Here is a 21,010-nt window from a genome sequence, read left to right as displayed (position 1 = left end):
GCATCTACAAAAACGACTGCCGGATAAACAGGCTGTGCCTTTAGAGATAACTATCACCGCGCAGCTTAACGAGTGAGCCGCCCGGCCTGCTTACGGTGCGGCGACATATTCGGTCATCGGGACGTAACCTCAGGGCCTGATAGTGAATAACCCTAGCATTCGCGGGCAATAAATCTTCATAAAAAAGTCTTATTTTCCACTGCTGGCACCGGATGTGACCTGCAAATCCTTGCCAGTCATTTGCCATGACCCGCATTCAAATCTGCACAAATCGGTTCATGCTGGCAAAATTGGCCCCCTGTTCGACCTACCCGCGCCCAGAGCGCCAGGAATTCCCCATGCACATGACCACCGACCACCTGCTTGCCAACCCGTGCGATGACGAAGAAGACAACATGGCCATGCTGTGCTGCCACACGGATCAGGGCGAGATGTTCCTGATGACCCGCTACCCTGACGAAGACGAGCTGGAAATCACCCTCGACGACGAGCCTTCGACGCTGGACGGGATCAAAGTCACCTTGAGCCCTACCCGCCTGCTGATTGAAATCGGCGCGGGCGATACTGACGTTCTGAAGGGCGACGACGTTCTGGAAATCAGCCACAACACCGCGGCTGCCGACCTGGCCGAAGTCGAAGAAACCCTGCAAAACATCCTTAAGGGCACCGGCACCTACGTCAGCGAACTGGGCTAACCCTCTCTGAGGAAGGGAGCCTTGCAGGGCAGCCCACATTGTGGGAGCGAGCCTGCTCGCGATGGTATCAGCGGGGTGGGCCAGGCAGACCGCGTCACCTGCATCGCGAGCAAGCCCGCTCCCACAGTTATGCACTTCCACTGGAGCTCACCACCATGCCCCCGATCTTCGATGCCCACTGCCACATCATCGACCGCGCTTACCCGTTAATTCCCAACAACGGGTTTGTACCCGGGTTCTTCAGTGCCGATGATTACCTGTCACGCACCGAGCCCCTGGGTATCGTCGGTGGTGCCGTGGTCTCGGGGTCTTTTCAGGGCTATGACCAGAGCTACCTGATCGCCGCATTAAAACGCCTCGGCCCAGGCTTTGTCGGTGTCACGCAATTGCCCGCCACCGTCACCGACGCAGAGCTTGAAACCCTGCACCGGCACGGCGTCCGCGCCCTGCGCTTCAACCTCAAGCGCGGCGGTTCAGAGCAACTCGACCAGCTGGAGTCGCTGGCCAGGCGCGTGCATGAACGCGTGGGCTGGCATTCAGAGCTGTATATCGACTCGCGGGAACTGGCCCCTCTCGAAGCCCGGCTACGGCGCCTGCCCGCCTTGAGCATCGATCATCTGGGCCTGAGCCACGAAGGCTTGCCCAGTCTGTTGCGCCTGGCTGAGCACGGCGTACGAATCAAGGCGTGCGGCTTTGGCCGGGTCGATTTTGCCGTGCCGCAGGTGCTGCAACAGATCCACAGCGCCAACCCCCACGAGCTGATGTTTGGCACCGACCTGCCGTCCACCCGCGCACCCCGAGTGTTTGAAGACAACGACATCACCTTGCTGCGCGACGCACTGGGCGAAGACGGCGCACACCAGGCTCTGTGGCAGAACGCGAGAGCGTTTTACTCCTGACCCTTGCGCCGGCCCATGCCCAACCTGTTTTTCTGGCACCGCGAAACCGGCCTGCACGGGCCGCGAGATGCCTTCGCGGCGCTGCTGGCAGAGCATTTCCGGGTTGCCCCCCCTCTGTAGCCGCTACCGAGAAACGAGGCTGCTACAAGGATTCACAGCTCCCAAAGCCCATACAGATGAGCACCGTTCTCAACAACCTCGCACTTTTCAGCTTTTTCCATAAAAAGCCCGCCTGTAATTAGTCCCAACCCCCCGCAATGGATTAAAGTAACGCCCCCAGCCCCGGCGTAATTCTTACGCCGTTGGTGTCCTTTTCAGGAACAGTCATCGATGGAACATCGTGAAGCGCTGCTAGCGCTGCGAACCTTTCTCTCAACCCAGATTCTCGGTCAGGAAAAGTTGATCGACCGCCTGCTGATTGCGCTGCTGGCTGACGGCCACATGCTGGTCGAAGGTGCGCCCGGTCTGGCCAAGACCAAGGCGATCAAAGAGCTGGCTGAGGGCATTGAGGCGCAATTCCATCGAATCCAGTTCACCCCCGACCTGCTGCCCGCCGATATCACCGGCACCGAGATCTATCGCCCCGAAACCGGCAGTTTCGTGTTCCAGCAAGGCCCGATCTTCCACAACCTGGTACTGGCGGATGAAATCAACCGCGCCCCGGCCAAGGTTCAGTCGGCCCTGCTCGAAGCCATGGCCGAGCGTCAGGTCAGTGTCGGGCGCAGCACCTACGAGCTGTCGCCGCTGTTTTTGGTGATGGCCACGCAAAACCCCATCGAGCAGGAAGGCACCTACCCGCTGCCTGAAGCCCAGCTCGACCGTTTCCTGATGCACGTCAAAATTGGTTTCCCGGATGCCGCCGTCGAGCGCCGCATTCTGCAACAGGCCCGTGGCGAAGCCCTGAACGGCGAAACCAAGCCCGAGCGCAGGGTCAGCCAGCAGGCCATCTTCGCCGCACGCAAGGAAATCCTCGGCCTGTACATGGCCGATGCCGTGGAGGAATACCTGGTGCAACTGGTCATGGCCACCCGCACCCCGGGCAAGTTCGACCCCGAAATGGCCGACTGGATCGCCTACGGCGCCAGCCCCCGCGGCTCGATTGCCCTGGATCGCTGCGCGCGGGCCCACGCCTGGCTGGCCGGACGCGACTTCGTCAGCCCCGAAGACATCCAGGCCGTGCTGTTTGACGTGCTGCGCCATCGCATCATTCTGTCGTTTGAAGCCGAAGCCGCCGGTATCGACCAGGACCGCGTGGTACAGCGCATCCTCGACGTCGTTGCCGTTGCCTGACCGATGAACAACCCCCTGCCCGCCGAACCCGGCATCCGCGTCACCCTCGCCGAGCTGATCGAGATGCGGCATCGGGTGCGCGAAGTGCAACTGTTCGCCTCCCCCAGCCAGCGCAGCCCGCTGGTGGGGCTGCATCACTCCAAACTGCGCGGGCGCGGGGTCGACTTCGACCAGGTGCGGGTGTACCAGGCCGGGGACGATGTGCGCACCATCGACTGGCGCGTCACGGCACGCACCCAGGAACCCCACACCAAAATGTTCCATGAGGAACGCGAGCGGCCGATTTTCATCCTCGCCGAACAAAGCCGGCGGCTGTTTTTCGGCTCCGGGCTGATGTTCAAGTCGGTGCTCGCCGCCCAGGCTGCCAGTCTCATCGGCTGGGCCGCGCTGGGCCATAACGACCGCGTCGGCGGGCTGGTGTTTGGCGACCACGAACACTACGAAATCAAACCCCGGCGCAGCAAACAGAGCCTGCTGCAACTGCTCAACCGCCTGGTGCGGGTCAATCAATCCCTGCACACCGAAGTGCAATCGGACCGCGATGCCCTGGGTATGGCCCTGATCCGTGCCCGCGAAGTGCTGCGCCCCGGCAGCCTGGTGATCGTGATCTGCGATGAACGCGCACTCACCGACGCAGCCGAGCAACAGCTGAGCCTGCTGGCGCGCCATTGCGACCTGATGCTGCTGCCGCTGTCCGACCCGCTGGACCACGCCCTGCCGGCTGCCGGGTTATTGCGCTTTGCCGAACGCGGTGCCCAGCTTGAGCTCGACACCCTCAATTACGATCTGCGCCAGGCCTACCGTGCCCAGGCCGAGGCCCGCATCGCCCGCTGGGAACTGCTGGCGCAAAAACTGCGGGTCATGCTGATGCCGCTCAGCACCCAAAGTGAAATGGTCGAACAACTGCGTGAATACCTGAACGCCAAACGGCCCGGCAAAGCCCTATGAAAGAACTTGAACAGCTGCAACCCCTGATCCCGCCAGCGCCGATTGGTCTTTGGCCGCCAGCGCCCGGCTGGTGGTTGCTGCTGATTGTGCTTGCCCTGCTGGGTTGGGGGTTATGGTGGCTGCGCCGCTATCTGCCCGCCAAGCGCCTGCCGCGCCGGGCCGAGCAACCTCTGGACCCGGTCCGGCTGGCGGCCCTGGAAGAACTGGCACGCTTTCCCAAACCCTATGACGGCGCACCCGCCGGTGCCTGGCTGCAGCAACTCAACGGTCTGCTCAAGCGCCTGTGCCGCAACCACTACCCCTACAGCCAAAGCCATACCCTCAATGGCCGCAAATGGCTGGCGTTCCTCGATAACCGCTGCCCGGCTGCCGGCCTGACACGCTGGATGGTGCTGGTCGAGGGCGCCTACAAGCCCGAATGCAAGCTTGATGACAAAGCCATCGCCGGGCTCAATCAGGCGGTTGAAACCTGGATTCGCAAACATGTTTGAATTTGCCTGGCCGTGGCTCTTCGCCCTGCTGCCTCTGCCCTGGCTGATGCGCCGCCTGCTGCCTGCCGCCGACAGCGGCGAGGCCGCGCTGCAAGTCAGCTTTTTGAGCGACCTCGAAGAACTGTCCCGGCGCAAGGCACGCGCCACGCTGCCCTCCTGGCGTCAGCAAACCCCCTACGTGCTGCTGTGGCTGTTGCTGCTGACGGCTGCCGCCCGCCCGCAATGGCTGGGCGAGCCGCTGCCCATCGCCGCCAGCGGCCGGGACCTGCTGGTGGCGGTGGATGTCTCGGGGTCGATGGACTACCCCGATATGCAATGGCAAGGCGAAGACGTCACCCGCCTTGACCTGGTCAAAAGCCTGCTGGGGGACTTCCTGGAAAACCGTGAAGGCGACCGCGTGGGGCTGATCCTGTTCGGCAGCCAGGCTTACCTGCAAGCACCCCTGACCTTCGACCGTCACACCGTCCATACCTGGCTCGACGAAGCACGCATCGGCATCGCCGGTAAAAACACCGCCATCGGCGACGCCATTGGCCTGGCCCTCAAGCGCTTGCGCCAGCGCCCGGCACAGAGCCGGGTGCTGATCCTGATCACCGACGGTGCCAACAACGGCGGCCAGATTGACCCGATGACAGCCGCACGCCTGGCCGCCGAGGAAGGGGTAAAAATCTACCCGATCGGCATTGGCGCCGACCCGCAAGAAAGCAGCAGCAAGGGCATGTTCACCATCAACCCGGGGGTCGACCTCGATGAGCCGGCGCTCGAAGAGATCGCCAAAATCACCGGCGGCCAATACTTCCGCGCCCGCGATGGCGGCGAACTGGCGACCATCAAGGACACCCTCGACCAACTGGAGCCTGTGGCCCAGCAACCCACCCAGGCCCGCCCGGCGCAGTCGCTCTACAGCTGGCCACTGGCAGCGGCCCTGCTGCTGAGCGTGCTGCTGGTAATCCGTGAACTGTGGCCCAACAGCCCCGTGCAACGCTGGCTGAGCAAGGAGCGTTTTTTGCAGCAACATCCCGACTGGCGCGCGCGCCTCAAGCGCCTGCGCCTGCGGAGGCGCCGATGAGCGCGCTCTGGCCGCACTGGTTGCGCCCCGAATGGCTGCTGGTTCTGCCGCTGCTCGGCTGGCTGCTGTGGAAGCGCTGGCACCGGGAAAAACGCGCAGGCCGCTGGCAGATGATCCTGCCGGTCGCCTTTCATCGCGTCCTGCTCAGCGGCGGCAATGGCCGCAACAGCAAGTTGCCGTGGATCGCCCTCGGCCTCGGCTGGCTGCTGGCCCTGCTGGCTTTGCTCGGGCCCAGCTGGCAAAGGGTCGAACAGTCCACGCAAAAACCTGCCGACCCGCTGGTGATCATGCTCGAACTGACCCCCGAGATGCTCGCCACCGACAGCTCCCCCAACCGCCTGGAGCAGGCGCGGCGCAAAATCTACGACCTGCTGCAAAACCGCATGGACGCCCAGACCGCCGTGATCGTCTACGCCGGCAGCGCCCACACCCTGGTGCCGCTGTCCGATGACTTTGCCACCAGTCGCAACCTGCTTGAAGCCCTCAAGCCGTCCATCATGCCCCAACCCGGGCATCGCGCCGACCTGGCGGTTGCCAGGGCCCTCAAACTGCTGGATCAGGGCGAACTGGGCCCGGGCCGCTTGCTGCTCATCACCTCGGCCCTCAGCGAACAGGAGCGGGACGGCATCCGCCAGACGCTGGACGGCCGCTCCCCGCAGTTGCTGATACTGGGTATCGGCAGTCGCGAAGGCGCCCCGGTGGTGGACGAAAACGGGCAATTCCTCAAGGACGACCAGGGCGCCATCCTGCTGCCGCGCCTCGACAGCCCGAGCCTGCGGGCATTTGCCCTGGACGTGGACGGCCGCTATCGCCAGGCCCGTATGGATGACAACGACCTGCGCGGCCTGGGCCTGCTCGATGGCCCCCGAAACCTGCGCGACAACGGTGAAACCCTGCGCCTGGACACCTGGGCCGACCAGGGCTATTGGCTGCTGCTGCCCCTTCTGCTGCTGGTGGCCTGTGCCGGTCGGCGCGGCTGGCTGTTTTGCCTGCCCTTGCTGTTCCTGCTCGCCCCTCAACCCGGCTACGCCATGAGCTTCACCGACCTGTGGCTGCGCCCCGATCAACAGGGCCAGCGCCTGCTGGAGCAAAAAAAACCGCTGCAAGCCGTCGAGCGCTTCAGCGACCCGATGTGGAAAGGCCTGGCACTGTATGAGGCTGGTGACTATGCCGGCGCGGCCCAGCGCTTTGCCGAGGTCAACAGCGCCGGTGCGCACTATAATCGCGGCAATGCGCTGGCCATGAGCGGTGAGCTGGAAGCCGCCATCGATGCCTATGAACAGGCGATCGAACTGCAACCCGACCTGCAGGCCGCTGCGCACAACAAGGCCCTGATCGAGCAATTGCTGGAGCAGAACAAGGCCCGGGCCGAACCCGAAAAAACACCCAACCCCGAGCCGCCGCCCGCGGAGCAGCCAACGCCGCTCAGCAGCAGCGCACAGGGTGCTTCAAGCACCACGGCACACAATCAGGAAAACAGTTCGGCCACCACCCCCACCGCCGAGGCGCCACCGGACGAGCCGACCAACCCCGACGCCGCACCGCACGCCAACGGTGAGCCCGGTGAGCCCGGTGACGAGCCGACCACTCGCCCGCCAGCGCCCGCCGCCAACCAGACCAGTGAAGAGCAGCGCCAGGCACTGGAACAATGGCTCAGACAGATCCCCGACAACCCCAGCGAATTGTTGCGACGCAAATTCTGGTACGAACAGCAGCTACATCAGGACTCGCCTAAATGAACCGCCTCTGCGTATTGCTTCTACTGCTGTGTTGCTGGACCTTGCCGGCCCACGCCATGGGACTGGTCGCCAGTGTTGACCGCGATCAACTCAACTCCGGCGAAACCGTCGATCTGACACTTGAATCCGACGACGTCACGCTGTTCGGCAAGCCCGACCTGACGCCGCTGGACAGCCTGTTTGAAGTGCGCGGCACACGCCAGGTCAACCAGCTCAACAGCATCAGCGATGACAACAAGGGCACCACCCGCTGGATCATCACCCTGCAGCCCAGACAGACAGGCACGGTGGTTATCCCGGCGCTGCAAGTGGGCGAGTATCACAGCCAGCCGATCAACCTCACCGTCACTCAAAGCGCGGCCAGCGACAACGAACTGGCCCCGGTGTTTATCGAAGCCAGCCTCGACCAGCCCAGCGTCTACGTGCAGGCCCAGGCATTGCTGACCCTGCGTATTTACCACTCCGTGGCACTCTACGACGACAGCAGCCTCACCCCCTTGCACCTCGACGACGCCATCGTCGAGCAACTGGGCGAGTCCCGCACCTACGAGAAGCTGATCAACGGCGTGCGCCACGGCGTGATCGAGCGCCGCTACGGGATCTACCCGCAACACAGTGGCGAGCTGATCATCCCGGCGCAAACCTTCAGCGCCACCCAGGTCGACAGCCAGCAAGCCACCGCCCCGGCCCCGCTTGGGCCCAAACCCGGAAAACTGGTACACGCGACCTCGTCCGAGATCCCGCTGACCGTCATGCCCAAGCCCGAGGCCTACCCGCCCAATGCACCCTGGCTGCCTGCGCGCAGCCTGAGCATGAGCGAAACCTGGAACCCCGAGCCTGACCATACCCTGGTCGGCGAATCACTGACCCGCACCCTGACCCTCAAGGCCGAAGGCCTGTCCAGCGCCCAACTGCCGCCGCTGCCCGCCACTGACGTCAACGGTTTGCGGCGCTACCCGGACCTGCCGCAACTGAGCAACCAGATCACCGAAAACGGCCTGATCGGCAGTCGCGAAGAACGTGAAGCGCTGGTGCCGACCCGAATCGGCCAGATCGAATTGCCCGCTGTCGAAGTAGTGTGGTGGAACACCCATGAAGACCACCTGGAGCGCACTTACCTGCCCGCCCGCACGCTGCTGGCAGCGGCCAACCCGAACCTGGCCGTGGACACCCCCGTCAGCAACACCCCGACGGCACTCAACGAAGAGTCCTCGCTGTGGATCTGGCAACTCAGCACCCTGATCCTGGCCATCACCACCCTGGCGAGCCTGGGATTGTGGTGGCGCGCCCGCTGGCAACCGGCGATTCTGCGTGCCGCGCAAACCGGTCCCAGCCCGCGCACTTTGCTCGACGACCTTAAACGCGCCTGCCTGGCCAACGACCCGCAGGCCACGCGCCAGGCCCTGGATGCCTGGGCCCGGCAACAACCCGAAACCCTGGCCGACATGGCCGCACGCTTTGTGTTGCTGTCCGACGCCCTGGACGGACTCAACGGCGCGCTCTACAGCGAAACCGGCCAGTACTGGCAAGGTGAAGAACTGTGGAAAGCCATTCGCAGCATTCCTGCCGCCGAGCGCGAGCAGGACGCGGGCAGCGAACCGAGCAGCCTGCCACCCCTCTACCCCAAATAATTTCCCGGCAACCCGTGACCGCCTGAGCGAGCGGGTTGCCAGCCCTTTTTAACGGATTCTGTTATGCGCCTGTTTCACACTTCCGACTGGCACCTGGGGCAAAACCTCCATGGCCAGGAACGCGACTTCGAACACGCCTGCTTTTTAACCTGGCTCCTGGCCCAACTGGGGCAACAGCAACCCGATGTACTGCTGATTGCCGGGGACATCTTTGACACCGTCAACCCGCCGGTCAAAGCCCAGGAACGGCTCTACGACTTCATCGTCAGCGCCCACGAGCAACAACCCAGACTCACCATCGTGATGATCGCCGGCAACCACGATTCCGGCTCGCGCATCGAACTGCCCGCCCCGCTGATGCGCCGCTTGCGCACCCACGCGCTGGGCCGGGTGTTATGGCTCGATGACGGCCAGCTCGACGCCGAACGCCTGCTCATCCCCCTGCCCGATGCCAACGACAACATTGGCGCCTGGTGCCTGGCACTGCCGTTTCTGCGCCCTGCAGAAGTGACCGGCGCGCACCTGGGGGATGACTATCTGCGCGGCATTGGTCAGGTCCATGAAAAGCTGATCGCCGCAGCCAACGCCAAGCGCCAGCCCGGCCAGGCCCTGATCGCCATCAGCCACGCGCACATGGCCGGCGGCTCGGTGTCTGAAGACTCCGAGCGCAGCCTGATCATCGGCAACGCCGAAGCCCTGCCCGCCAGCCTGTTCGGCCCCGGCATCAGCTATGTCGCCCTGGGCCACTTGCACAAGCCGCAGCGGGTCAACAGCGAAGACCGGATCCGCTACTGCGGCTCGCCGATCCCGCTATCCTTCTCGGAAATCGCCTACCAGCATCAGATCCTTGACGTGAAACTCGATGGCGAAACCCTGCTCAGCGTCGAGCCACTGCTGATCCCCCGTGCCGTCAATCTGCAACGTATCGGCCCGCAGCCCCTGGCCGATATCCTCGCCCAGCTGGCTGAGCTGCCCGATATTGACTTACTGGCAGATACCCAGCGCCAGCCCTGGCTGGAGGTGCGGGTCACGCTTGACGAGCCGCAACCGGACTTGCGCCAACAAATCGAAACCGCGCTGCAGGGCAAATCCGTGCGCCTGGTGCGCATCGCCGCCGAATATGCCGGCAGCGGCAGCCGGGCCGGGGATGACGACGCCTCACGACTGATCGAACTCGACCAGTTGACACCCCAGGAACTGTTCAGCCGGGCCTGGCAAGAAAACTACGGCAGTGACGCCGACGAACAGACCCTCAAGGACTTCGCCGTGTTGCTGCAGGAAGTTCAGCAAGAAGGTGAACAGCCATGAAAATTCTCGCCATTCGCCTGAAAAACCTCGCCTCCCTGGCCGGGCCCTTCGAGCTCGATTTCACCGCAGAACCCCTGGCCAGCGCCGGTCTGTTTGCAATCACCGGCCCCACCGGCGCCGGCAAAAGCACCCTGCTCGACGCCCTGTGCCTGGCCCTGTTTGGCGCCGTGCCGCGGCTGAACAACACCGGCCGCGATGCCAAGGTCCCGGATGCCGACGGCGAAATCGCCACCGGCGACCCGCGCACCCTGCTGCGCCGTGGCACCGGCGACGGCTATGCCGAAGTCGACTTTGTGGGCATCGACGGCCGTCGCTACCGCGCCCGCTGGGAAGCCAACCGCGCCCGCGAAAAGGCCACCGGCAAACTGCAAGCCAGTCGCCAGAGCCTGCGCGACCTGGACAGCGATCAACTGCTGGCCAGCCAGAAAGGCGACTACAAAGTCCAGCTCGAATCCCGGCTGGGGCTCAACTTCGAACAGTTCACCCGCGCCGTGATGCTGGCCCAGAGTGAGTTCAGCGCCTTTCTCAAGGCCGATGACAACGAGCGCAGTGAACTGCTGGAAAAACTCACTGACACCGCGCTCTACACCCGTCTGGGCAAGCGCGCATTCGACAAGGCCAAAGAAGCCAGGGACGCGCACAAGCAACTGCAAGACCAGGCCGTCGGCGTCACGCCCCTTGAGCCACAAGCCCGTGCCGAACTGGATCAACGCTTCAATGAGGCGCAGCAGCAGTTAAAAAACCAGCAAGGCCAGCTCAAGCAGCTGGAACTGCAACACACCTGGCTCAAAACCCTGAGCGAACTGCAAGAGCAGCAACACAGTGCCGCCGAGCAATTGCAGCAAGCCCAAACCCTATGGGACAGCCAGGCTGATCAGCGCCAGACCCTGCATCTGCTCGAACAACTGGCGCCGCAGCGCCACACGTTTGCCCGCCTGGCCGAGCTGGATACGCAACTCAGCCCGCTGGCCGTGCAAATCAGCGCCCATCTTCAGCAACAAAACGATCTGACCCGGCACCAGGCCCGGCTTGAAGCACAGTTGCACACCGCTCAACTGGCGGCGGCGCAGGCGCAGGCGCAACAGCGCGAACACGCGCCACGGGTCCAGCAGGCACATCTGGAGCAGGCCAATCTCAACCGCCTGAGCCAGGCCCTGAGTGCTCAACAGGCCCTCAAGCTGCAAGCCGAACAGGCCTGCGACGCCGGGCAACAGACCCTCAACACCCTGCTTGAACGCCAGCAGCAAGGCGCCGAACGCCTGGCCCAAATAGCCACGCAACTCGAGCACAGCAGCCAACTGGCGCCCCTGGCCAGCGCCTGGGATGCCTACCGTCCGCGGTTGCAGAAACTGGTGCTGCTGAGCAACACCCTGGTCAAGGGCCGCGAAGAGTTGCCCGGCCTGGAGCAACGGGCCCGACAGGCCTCGCAACAACTGACCGAACTGCGCAACAGCCTGGAAATCCTGTTCCAGGAAGCCGGTGCCGAACCCCATGCGGTCAACGAGCAAATCCAGACCCTGGGCAGCCTGCTCAATGACAACCGCCAGCAACAGCGCGCCTTCGAGGAGTTGCAACGCCTGAGCAGCAGCCAGCAGGCGCTGGACAGTCGCCTGCAAGAATTGCAGGCCAAGCAACACAGCGTGCAACTGGAGCGCGAGCGCCTGAGCCAGCAAGGCATTCAGGCCAAGGCCGACCTTGAGGTGGCCGAGCAAACTCTGCAGATCACCCGCCAGCTTCTGGAGCGCCAGCGTCTGGCCCGCAGTGCCAGCGTCGAAGAACTGCGCGGGCAGTTGCAGGACCACCAGCCTTGCCCCGTGTGTGGCAGCGCCGAGCATCCGTATCACCAGCCGCAAGCCTTGCTGCAAAGCCTTGGCCGGCACGATGAACAGGAAGAAACCAGCGCCCGCACCGTGGTCGACGGGCTCAAGGAAACCCTTGCCCAGCTGCGTGAAAAAGTCGGCGGGCTGATTGCCCAGCAGAAAGAGTTTTTACTGCAACAAGAGCGGATCCATCAGGAACAACAGGCCCTGACCCAGAGCCTTCAAGCCCACCCGCTGTATGAACAATGGCTGGGCCAGGCCCAGGCCAAGCGCGAGCCGTGGCTGACCCATCGCCTGACTCAGCTGCAGCACAGCATCAACCAGGACGCACAGCGCCAGAACGCCCTGCTCACCCTGCAAAAAGAAGCGGCGCACCTGCAACAGCAAGTGCAGCGCTGCACCGAGGCCAGCCAGCTCGCGGCGCAACAGCTGGCACAGCAGCAATTGCACCTTGACGCAGACAGCCAGCGCCTTGAAGACGAACTGACCGAGTTTGCCAGCGTACTGCCTGCCGATACCCTTGCGGCGCTGCGGGACAATGCGTCTGCATGCTTTATGGCCCTGGACCGGCAAGTGGCGGACCGTATTGCGCAACTCGATCAGCAGCGCGACGAACAAGGGGAGCAGACCGAACGGGCAAGCACCATCGAGCGCGAGCAGTATCAACAGGCCAGCCGCGGCAAAGAACTGGAGACCCTGCAACGCAGCGTCCTGGAACTGAGCGAGCAGCAACAGGCCAGCCAGCAAAGCCTCAAGGACATGCTGGGCGAATACGCCAGCGCCGAACACTGGCAGCAAGCCCTGGAGCTGGCCGTTGAACAGGCCCGCACGGCCCAGACCCAGGCAGCCGAGGCGTTGCAGGCTACCGCCAACCAGCTGCTGCAACTGGCAGCCGAGCTCAAGTCCGGGCAAGAGCGCCAGCACGCCTTGCAACAGGAACACGCCACACTGAGCGCCCAGGTGGCCCAATGGCGCGCCCGGCACAACGAACTCGATGACGGTCGTCTGCAGCAGTTGCTGGCTTATGACGAGCCGCAGCTGCGCGAACTGCGCCTGCAACTGCAAAACAGCGAAAAAGCCGTCGAACAGAACCGCGTATTGCTGCAAGAGCGCGAGCAGCGCCTGGCCCGGCATCAAGCCCAGGCCAATGGCAACCTGGACGCCGAGTCACTCGCCAACGCCCTCAACGAGCTGAACGCTCAACTGGCTGCCAGCGAACAGCAATGCGCCGAATTGCGTGCCCTGCAAAGCGAAGACCAGCGCCGCCAGCAGGCCAACCAGGCTCTGGCCCAACGCATCGCCCAGGCCTATGAGGAATGGCAGCGCTGGGCGCGGCTCAGTGACCTGATCGGTTCCGGCACGGGGGACAAGTTCCGCAAGATCGCCCAGGCCTACAACCTCGACCTTTTGGTGCACCACGCCAACGTGCAGCTGCGCCAACTGGTGCGCCGCTACCGCCTCAAACGCGGTGGCAGCATGCTCGGCTTGCTGGTGATGGACACCGAAATGGGTGACGAGCTGCGCTCGGTGCACTCGCTGTCGGGGGGTGAGACCTTCCTGGTATCCCTGGCCCTGGCTCTGGGCCTGGCCTCGATGGCCTCCAGCACGCTGAAAATCGAATCGCTGTTTATCGACGAAGGCTTCGGCAGCCTCGACCCCGAGTCGCTGCAATTGGCGATGGACGCACTGGACGGCTTGCAGGCCCAGGGGCGCAAGGTGGGGGTAATTTCCCACGTGCAGGAAATGCACGAACGCATCCCGGTGCAGATCCAGGTGCAGCGCCAGGGCAACGGCTTGAGCACCGTGGAGGTCAAATGAGCGGGCACGTGCTGTATTCCTTCCGCCGTTGCCCCTATGCCATGCGTGCACGCATGGCATTGCGCTACAGCGGTGTGGCGCTGTCGATTGTGGAAGTCAGCCTTAAAGCCAAACCGGCCGAAATGCTGGCCGCCTCGCCAAAAGGCACGGTACCGGTACTGGTCTGTGCCGATGGCCGGGTGATCGAGCAAAGCCTGGACATCATGCACTGGGCGCTGGCCCGGCATGACCCGGATAACTGGTTGCAGCCGGCTAGCGCGGCACTGATCGAGGCCAACGACAACAGCTTCAAGGTGCTGCTGGACCGCTACAAATACGCCATCCGCTACCCGGAACATCCAATGGAGCATTACCGGGCACAGGGCGCCGATTTTTTGCAGCGTCTGGAAGACTTGCTGGCGCGTACGCCCTACCTTGCCGGGCACGCCTTGAGCCTGGCCGATGTGGCGCTGGCGCCGTTTGTGCGCCAGTTTGCCCATGTAGACCGCGAATGGTTTGAACAGTCGCCGTTCCCGCACCTTAAAGCCTGGCTGGCGCGGTTTTTGCTGTCTGAGCTGTTTGTTTCGGTGATGGTCAAAAACCCCTCACCCTGATCCCCCGGGGAGAGGGCCAAGGGTGAGCACGCAGAATCAATCCTTGCCCCGCACCATGCTCTCCAGCACCCCGTCGCGGCGCACCCAGCCATGGAACAGCGCCGCCGCCAAATGCAGCAATACGGTAAAGAACAGCAAATACGCCAGGTACGTATGGGCCTTGCGCAAAAAGGCAAAAGTGCCCGGGCTGGCCGGCAATATGGCCGGCAGTTGCAATGAGCTGCCCAGCATCACCGGATCCCCCGCCGCCGAGATCATCGCCCAGCCCACCAGCGGCAACACAAACATCAAGGCATACAGCAACAGGTGGGACAGCCTGGCCGCCAGCACCTGCACTCCGGGCAAATCGGCCGGCAACGGCGGCTGGCGGGTCGAGAAACGCACAAACAGGCGAACCACCACCAACAGCAAAATGGCGATGCCCAACGGCTTGTGCAGGTCGAGCAACCATTCATGGCGCTGCGACACCGAAGCCGCCATGCCCGCGCCGATAAACAGCATCGCAATGATCATCAGCGCCATCAGCCAGTGCAGCAGGCGCGCCAAAGGAGCGAAATGCGAGGTGGGTGTGCTCATGGCCGGGACTCCTGGGGTAACTGATCGACTTCACTGGTACGCCGCACATAGGAACTGGCGTAGGCCGCTGAACGCGCCGCCAGCAAGGGGTCGTCCGAGCCTTCAATGCCGCTCGGCAAAATCAGAGGGTCGTAGTTGATGTCGCGGCATTCGCCGGTGTTCTGCGGTTCGGTTTTTTCCAGCACCAGGGTTCCGGCATTGATCACCTTGCGCCCGGCCGGCCAGGCCTTGCTGGCATCATTCACCGGGTCGCCCGCCTCGGCCAGGGTCAGGTTGAACTGCCATTTCAAGGGCCCGGCCGCCAGGCGCTGCGCCAGGTCTTTTTCCAGATAGTCCGCATCGTTGGGCGCCGTAGCGCCGGCTGCGTCCTGCCCCTCGGGCACCACGCCCCAGCGTACTGCCTGGCGTTGACCCGCGGCATTCACCAGATAAAACGCATTGATCCCGTTGTAGCTTTCAGTGGCATAACTGGCCGATGGTTTTGCAGTTTTAACCCACTGCAAAAACGCCGCCGTTTCAGGGTGCGCTGCAAAAAACGCCGGCATCGCCCCAGGTGCAGGCTTGCCCGTGGCCGCTTCTGGCGCACCCGCCTGCAGCATCTGATAAAACGCTTCAGGCGTGCCCACGGCGAACACCGGCATGCTGTTCATCCCCGTGCGCCACTGCTGCCCGTTGGCCTGGGTGAAGCGCAGCGCAAAACTGCGAATCGGCACACTGCTGTCGGGCGCATAAGGGTTACCGCCGGGCAAGGCAAAACGCCCCACCACCGGGGTACGCCCGGCACTGAACACCTGGGCACTGGACAGCGCCTGCCCATCGCCGCTGCTCTGGAAATAACCCACCACACACATGCCCTTGGCATGGTTGCGCCGGTAGCCCGGGTGTACGCCGCTGTTGTGCTCCAGTGCGTCGACAAAGCCTTGGGGGCGCAGGCGCTGGGCGTCCAGGCTGCCGTTGACGTAGTAAAACGCCCCGGCGAAAACCGCCACCACGGCGCCGATGCCCGCCAGTCGCAACATCACGCTGGCTCGGCTCAAGGGCGGTCTGGCAGGCCGCACAGGCGGTAATTGATCGTCCATACATAACTCCGGGGCCGCAGGGCCGTCAGGTGGATGGCCTATAAGACGCAGGCCACCGGGGCTTATTCCCTCGGGTAATTTTTTATTTTCCGGCGATTTATTTTTAGCGGCCGGGAATAAGGTTTAATCCTGAGCGTCTGTCTGGTTCCCACCCGGTTAATTGGCCCACTCCATGACCTCATTCGATGAGCAACTGCGCGAACTGATACCGCGCCTGCGACGATTTGCCTTGTCGCTGACCCGTCATGCCAGCAATGCCGACGATCTGGTGCAAACCTGCCTGGAGCGGGCATTGGGCAGTGTCGACAGCAAGCGCCCGGAAGGCGATTTGCGGGCCTGGCTGTTCACCATTCTTTATCGCCAGTTTGTCGACAACCACCGCCGCTCCCGGCGTTATGCACGGATGCTCGAGTTATTCACCGGGCGCGACGACACTCAGCCGTCCACCGAACGCACCGTGCTCGCCCAGTCGACCCTGGCCGCCTTCGACCAACTGAGCACCGAGCAACGGGCCCTGCTGCTCTGGGTGTCGGTCGAAGGCTTGAGCTACAAGGAAGTCGCCGAAATACTCGAAGTGCCGATCGGCACCGTCATGTCGCGCCTGTCCAGAGCACGCCACGCCTTGCGCCAACTCAGCGAGGGCGAAATCACCCGCCCTGCCCTGCGGAGACTTAAATGATCACCACCCCGCCCAGTGAGCGCGACCTGCACGCTTACGTCGATCACGCGCTCAACGATGCCGAGCGCCACGCAGTCGAGCTTTATCTGCAAGCCAACCCGCCCATCGCCGCGCAGGTCGAGGCCTGGCAACGCGATGCGCAAAACCTGCGTACCGCGCTGCATCAAGACTTGCTGCAAGCCGCCAACCCGGCACTCGACCCGGCCGCGATACGCCAGCGCCAGCACCAGCAATCCCGACGCCATTGGGCCAGTGCGGCGGTGCTGCTGATTGCCGTGAGTGTGGGTGGGCTGGGGGGCTGGCAGGCCCGGCAAATGACTCAATCCAGCAACCTGCCCATGAGCGACGCACTGGCGGCCCATCGCATGTTTGCCGAACAGGGGTTTCTGCCGGCCGACTTTAAAGTTGCCCAGGGCAGTGAGATGCAGGGCTGGATCGACCGCTACTTCAGCCACGCCGAACGCTTGCCGGACTTGACCGGCGCAGGCTTCCTGCCAGTGAGCAGCCGGCTGCTTTCAACCGACCAGGGCGCGGCGGCGATGGTGCTGTACGAAGATGGCAAAGGGCAGCAGATCAGTTTCTATATCCGCCCGCCCGGCCCGCAGAACAATCTGTTGCCAAGGGGCAACCGTCGCGACGGGAATTTGCAGGCCGACTATTGGTCTGGCCCCGGCTACAACTACGCCATGGTCGGCCCGGCAGACGGGCCCGCGGCGAAGTTGCTGGATACGGTCGGACTCTAAACCCGCTCAGGACCGCAATGCTGTTCACTTAAGCGATCTCTAACTCTGTGGGCGCGGCGGTGCGACGGTTCGGCTTGCTCGCGATGGTCGTAAACGATGACGCGTATTTACTGAGTAAATGCGTCGCTCTGAAGACCATCGCGAGCAAGCTCGCTCCCACAATTGAGTAGCGTTGCTCTATAAATGAACAACATTGCGCTCAGGACCGGGCTTTATGATCCAGCGCCGCATAAAAGTTGGCGCTTTGTTGCAGGTATTTTTGGGTATAGGCGATAGATTTCTTGTCGCTGACCACCGTACTGGCGCTGACAGGCAGTGCAACCGTGGCAGAAATGGCGGACGCGGCAATCACGGAGAAAAGATTGAAGTTCATGGCAGTAACCCTCGACGATTCAGTTGGCTTGCTTGCCTTTTCAGGCCGTGAAGCCAACTTAACGCCAAGGGTCATTGCGCAGAAATTCATTGCGTTACTAGCGTCTATCACCGTGCTTGATAGACGCCCGCAAGCCCGTGATTACGGGCGGTTGATGAACTTCACATCCGACGGTGCATCCATCGGCAGGGTTTGCACGGTTTTACCCAGCTTGCCCGTAACAGGGTCGCGCTCCAGCACCACGATGGCATTGCTCATCTGGTTGGCAATCAACAGGAACTTGCCGTTGGGGCTCAGGGCGAACTCTCGCGGGTGATCGCCATCCACCGAACGACGCTGGATTTCGGTCAGTTCGCCGTTGGCCGGGTCGATGGCAAACACCAGGATTTCATTGGCCTTGCCACGGTTGCTGACGTACAGGAACTTGCCGTCGGCAGAGGCATGCAGGGCGCCGGCCGCGCGGTTCTGCGCGGGCATCCCCTTGGCCAGTTCCAGCGCCTGGCGCTGCTTGAGCTGACCGTTGTCGTAGTCGAACACAAACACCTGGGCACTCATTTCAGTGGTCAGGTACGCGTGCTTGCCGTCTTTGGAAAACAGCAGGTGACGCGGCCCGCTGCCTGGCGGCAACTGGACAAAGGCCGGGTCGGCGGCCACCAGCGGATGCTCCGGGCTGGCTGCCGGATCGTAGCGGTAGACGAAGACCTTGTCCGCGCCCAGATCACTGGCGTACACAAACTTGCCGTCCGGTGAAGACACCACCGAATGCACATGGGCGGACATCTGGCGCTCGGGGTTGACCCGGCTCGCAGGATGACTGCTCATCTGCGTCACGGGTTGCAACTGGCCTTCGGCATTGATCGGCAACACCGCCAGGCTGCCGCCCGGGTCGGCGTGCACGCCGTAGTTGGCCACAAACAGGTAGCGCTGATCAGGGCTCAAGCTGGAATGGGTCGGCTCTTCACCCAAAGTGCTGACCTGATTGACCAGGCTGAGCTCGTTGGTCTTCGGGTCGATGGCCACACTGCTGGCGCGACCGACGACATCGGCCTGGCCCTGGCCGTTTTCATTGACCACAAACAGCCGGCGCTGATCGCCGGACAAGGTCAGCCACGAAGGGTTGGCCGCCTTGAACACTTGCAGCGGCTTTGGGGTGATGTGCCCCTTGTCGCTGTCAAATTGCAGGCGGTAAATGCCCTGGCTGGTGCCCTGGGTGTAAGAACCGACCAACAGTTCAGCATCGCCACTGGCCGCGGCGTGCGCAGACATCGCGCCCATGCCCAAGGCCATCAGCACCGGCAAACCTTTAAGCTTCATCGGCAACCTCGGTTTCATCGTCGTCATTGTTTGCAGCCACGGCGCTCAGGCAAACCAGGCGGTGCTCGCCCGAGTCGCCGACCAGGGTCCAGCTTTGCAAGGTTTCGTCGAACACCGCGGCGGCGATCTGTTCAGAGGTGAACTTCCAGCGCTTTTCAGCCCGGCCGTCCATGCACTTGATGAGCAACTGCACATCATCCAGAGAAAAGTCCCAGGCATGCAGCCCGTCAATCACCAGCATATCGCTGGTTTCAAGGGCTGCACGCAAGGTCTGGTTGGAATCGCTCATTCATCAATCACCTGTAGGAAAGGCGTAATGATAGGTCATATGAGCGAGCTAACCTAAACCAAACACACTCAAAGTGCCGCGCGTGAAACCTGACCGTCCACCAGGCGCTGAATCCCCAGCGGATTGGCGTTTTTCAGGGCATCGGGCAGCAGGCTGTCGGGGTAGTTCTGCAAGCACACCGGGCGCAGAAAACGGTCGATCGCCAGCGTACCCACCGACGTGCCACGGGCATCGGAGGTCGCAGGGTACGGCCCGCCATGCACCATCGCATCACAGACTTCCACACCCGTCGGATAGCCGTTAAGCAAGATCCGGCCGACTTTTTGCTCCAGCAGCCCGGTGAGTTCGCCGAACTGTTCGAAGTCCGCCGCTTCGCCGATCAGGGTGGCGGTGAGCTGGCCGCGCAACCCGTTGATCGCGGCACTGAGCTGGGCCTGATCCGCCACCTCGATCACGATCGTGGTCGGGCCGAAGACTTCCTCCTGCAACGCTTCGTCCCCTTCCAGCAACAGCCCGACATCCGCCCTGAACAGCTGCGCCCGGGCCTGATTGCCCTGCTGCGCCTGCCCTGCCAGGTGCTCGATACGGTCATGGCCGAGCAATACACCCAAGCCTTTGCCATAGCTGCGCAGGGTGCCGGCATTGAGCATGGTCTGCCCCGGCTGCTCGTTGATATGCCCCGCCAGTTGCTCGATAAAGGCGGTGAACGCCGTTGACCGGATACCGAGTACCAGCCCCGGGTTGGTACAGAACTGCCCGCAGCCTTGCACCACCGAAGCGGCCAGCTCCCGGGCAATGGTTGCACTGCGGGTCGCCAGCGCCTGGGGCAGGATAATCACCGGGTTGATGCTCGACATCTCGGCAAACACCGGGATTGGCTGCGCCCGTGCCGCCGCCATATCACACAACGCCCGCCCGCCGTGCAGCGATCCGGTAAAGCCCACCGCCTGAATCGCCGGGTGCTTGACCAGCGCTTCACCCACCCCAGAGCCATAAATCATGTTGAACACACCGGCCGGCATGCCCGTGCGCTCTGCGGCGCGGATCAGGGCATCGGCCACCCACTGCGCCGTGGCCATGTGCCCGCTGTGGGCCTTGAACACCACCGGGCAACCGGCCGCCAGCGCCGAGGCGGTGTCGCCACCGGCAGTGGAAAACGCCAGCGGAAAATTGCTGGCACCAAACACCGCCACCGGCCCCAGGCCAATGCGGTACTGGCGCAGGTCCGGGCGCGGCAGCGGCGTGCGCTGCGGCAACGCCCGATCAATTCGCGCCCCGTAAAAATCCCCCCGGCGCAGCACCTGGGCGAACAGACGCATCTGCCCGCTGGTACGACCGCGCTCACCCTGGATACGCCCGGCAGGCAATGCGGTTTCGCGGCAAACAACGGCCACAAACTCATCGCCAAGGGCATCCAGTTCATCGGCGATGGCATCGAGGAATTCGGCGCGGCGCCCGGCGCTCAAGGCTCGAAAGGCCGGGTACGCGGCAGCGGCAGCGCGGGCGGCGCGGTCCACTTCGCCGGGTGTGGCCTGATAAAAATCCTGGGGCAGGACTTCGCCGGTGGTTGCATCGACGCTTTTGACGATAACGCTGCCTTCGGCGCTGCGTTGGCCGCCGATATAGTTGTAACCCTGAGTCATGAAAGTCTTCCCT

General features: G+C 63.2%; 19 protein-coding genes. 13 read left to right on the top strand and 6 right to left on the bottom strand.

Annotation, left to right across the window (positions count from 1 at the left end; all coding sequences use genetic code 11):
- The first annotated feature begins 338 nt into the window (after positions 1-338).
- The 11 genes from ACZRMS_RS20840 to ACZRMS_RS20790 all read left to right on the top strand — a co-directional run bounded on the left by ACZRMS_RS20840 (position 339) and on the right by ACZRMS_RS20790 (position 14,301).
- On the top strand, positions 339-695 hold the full coding sequence (locus ACZRMS_RS20840) for a hypothetical protein (protein WP_463996877.1): 357 nt from the start codon (positions 339-341) through the stop codon (positions 693-695).
- A gap of 155 nt (positions 696-850) precedes the next feature.
- Positions 851-1,594 (top strand): amidohydrolase family protein, encoded by a 744-nt coding sequence (locus ACZRMS_RS20835; RefSeq protein ID WP_463996876.1) that lies wholly within the window; start codon positions 851-853, stop codon positions 1,592-1,594.
- 330 nt (positions 1,595-1,924) lie between these two features.
- Positions 1,925-2,884 (top strand): AAA family ATPase, encoded by a 960-nt coding sequence (locus tag ACZRMS_RS20830; protein WP_003444726.1) that lies wholly within the window; start codon positions 1,925-1,927, stop codon positions 2,882-2,884.
- A gap of 3 nt (positions 2,885-2,887) precedes the next feature.
- A complete protein-coding gene (locus ACZRMS_RS20825; protein WP_463996875.1) occupies positions 2,888-3,832 on the top strand; it encodes a DUF58 domain-containing protein in 945 nt (314 codons plus the stop codon).
- Positions 3,829-4,323, top strand: coding sequence for a DUF4381 domain-containing protein (locus tag ACZRMS_RS20820; RefSeq protein WP_463996874.1), 495 nt, complete (start codon positions 3,829-3,831; stop codon positions 4,321-4,323). The genes ACZRMS_RS20825 and ACZRMS_RS20820 overlap by 4 nt, the downstream gene beginning before the upstream one ends.
- Positions 4,316-5,392: a vWA domain-containing protein gene (locus ACZRMS_RS20815; protein ID WP_463996873.1), complete on the top strand. Its 1,077-nt coding sequence runs from the start codon at positions 4,316-4,318 to the stop codon at positions 5,390-5,392. The genes ACZRMS_RS20820 and ACZRMS_RS20815 overlap by 8 nt, the downstream gene beginning before the upstream one ends.
- On the top strand, positions 5,389-7,131 hold the full coding sequence (locus ACZRMS_RS20810) for a VWA domain-containing protein (protein WP_463996872.1): 1,743 nt from the start codon (positions 5,389-5,391) through the stop codon (positions 7,129-7,131). The genes ACZRMS_RS20815 and ACZRMS_RS20810 overlap by 4 nt, the downstream gene beginning before the upstream one ends.
- Entirely contained in the window at positions 7,128-8,762 is a 1,635-nt protein-coding gene (locus tag ACZRMS_RS20805) for a BatD family protein (RefSeq protein ID WP_463996871.1), read from the top strand. Before ACZRMS_RS20810 ends, ACZRMS_RS20805 begins: the two co-directional genes overlap by 4 nt.
- A gap of 63 nt (positions 8,763-8,825) precedes the next feature.
- Entirely contained in the window at positions 8,826-10,070 is a 1,245-nt protein-coding gene (locus ACZRMS_RS20800) for an exonuclease SbcCD subunit D C-terminal domain-containing protein (protein ID WP_463996870.1), read from the top strand.
- Positions 10,067-13,708 (top strand): AAA family ATPase, encoded by a 3,642-nt coding sequence (locus ACZRMS_RS20795; protein WP_463996869.1) that lies wholly within the window; start codon positions 10,067-10,069, stop codon positions 13,706-13,708. The genes ACZRMS_RS20800 and ACZRMS_RS20795 overlap by 4 nt, the downstream gene beginning before the upstream one ends.
- Positions 13,705-14,301, top strand: a complete 597-nt coding sequence (locus ACZRMS_RS20790; RefSeq protein WP_463996868.1) for a glutathione S-transferase — start codon at positions 13,705-13,707, stop codon at positions 14,299-14,301. Before ACZRMS_RS20795 ends, ACZRMS_RS20790 begins: the two co-directional genes overlap by 4 nt.
- Positions 14,302-14,337: 36 nt before the next feature.
- On the opposite strand, the gene ACZRMS_RS20785 is transcribed toward ACZRMS_RS20790, so the two are convergent.
- Together ACZRMS_RS20785 and ACZRMS_RS20780 are read right to left on the bottom strand one after the other, a co-directional pair.
- Entirely contained in the window at positions 14,338-14,877 is a 540-nt protein-coding gene (locus tag ACZRMS_RS20785) for a cytochrome b (RefSeq protein WP_463996867.1), read from the bottom strand.
- A complete protein-coding gene (locus ACZRMS_RS20780) occupies positions 14,874-15,956 on the bottom strand; it encodes a catalase family peroxidase (RefSeq protein ID WP_463996866.1) in 1,083 nt (360 codons plus the stop codon). Before ACZRMS_RS20780 ends, ACZRMS_RS20785 begins: the two co-directional genes overlap by 4 nt.
- Before the next feature lie 172 nt (positions 15,957-16,128).
- On the opposite strand from ACZRMS_RS20780, the gene ACZRMS_RS20775 reads away from it, so the two are divergent.
- Both ACZRMS_RS20775 and ACZRMS_RS20770 read left to right on the top strand, forming a co-directional pair.
- The gene (locus ACZRMS_RS20775; protein WP_463996865.1) at positions 16,129-16,635 is read left to right on the top strand and encodes an RNA polymerase sigma factor; all 507 of its coding nucleotides are present in this window, start codon (positions 16,129-16,131) and stop codon (positions 16,633-16,635) included.
- Entirely contained in the window at positions 16,632-17,378 is a 747-nt protein-coding gene (locus ACZRMS_RS20770; RefSeq protein WP_463996864.1) for an anti-sigma factor family protein, read from the top strand. Before ACZRMS_RS20775 ends, ACZRMS_RS20770 begins: the two co-directional genes overlap by 4 nt.
- Before the next feature lie 199 nt (positions 17,379-17,577).
- On the opposite strand, the gene ACZRMS_RS20765 is transcribed toward ACZRMS_RS20770, so the two are convergent.
- The 4 genes from ACZRMS_RS20765 to ACZRMS_RS20750 all read right to left on the bottom strand — a co-directional run bounded on the left by ACZRMS_RS20765 (position 17,578) and on the right by ACZRMS_RS20750 (position 20,997).
- Positions 17,578-17,751 carry a hypothetical protein gene (locus tag ACZRMS_RS20765; RefSeq protein ID WP_463996863.1) on the bottom strand — a complete coding sequence of 58 codons (174 nt, stop codon included), beginning with the start codon at positions 17,749-17,751 and terminating at the stop codon, positions 17,578-17,580.
- Positions 17,752-17,892: 141 nt separating this feature from the next.
- Entirely contained in the window at positions 17,893-19,065 is a 1,173-nt protein-coding gene (locus ACZRMS_RS20760) for a lactonase family protein (RefSeq protein WP_463996862.1), read from the bottom strand.
- Positions 19,055-19,354: a DUF5629 family protein gene (locus ACZRMS_RS20755; RefSeq protein ID WP_463996861.1), complete on the bottom strand. Its 300-nt coding sequence runs from the start codon at positions 19,352-19,354 to the stop codon at positions 19,055-19,057. The genes ACZRMS_RS20760 and ACZRMS_RS20755 overlap by 11 nt, the downstream gene beginning before the upstream one ends.
- A gap of 68 nt (positions 19,355-19,422) precedes the next feature.
- Positions 19,423-20,997: an aldehyde dehydrogenase (NADP(+)) gene (locus ACZRMS_RS20750; RefSeq protein WP_463996860.1), complete on the bottom strand. Its 1,575-nt coding sequence runs from the start codon at positions 20,995-20,997 to the stop codon at positions 19,423-19,425.
- Between the last annotated feature and the right edge of the window lie 13 nt (positions 20,998-21,010).

The sequence above is a fragment of the Pseudomonas sp. B424 genome (assembly GCF_055408345.1).
The sequence above is the reverse complement of the archived record's forward strand: the minus strand, read 5'-3'. Positions and strand labels throughout refer to the sequence as shown.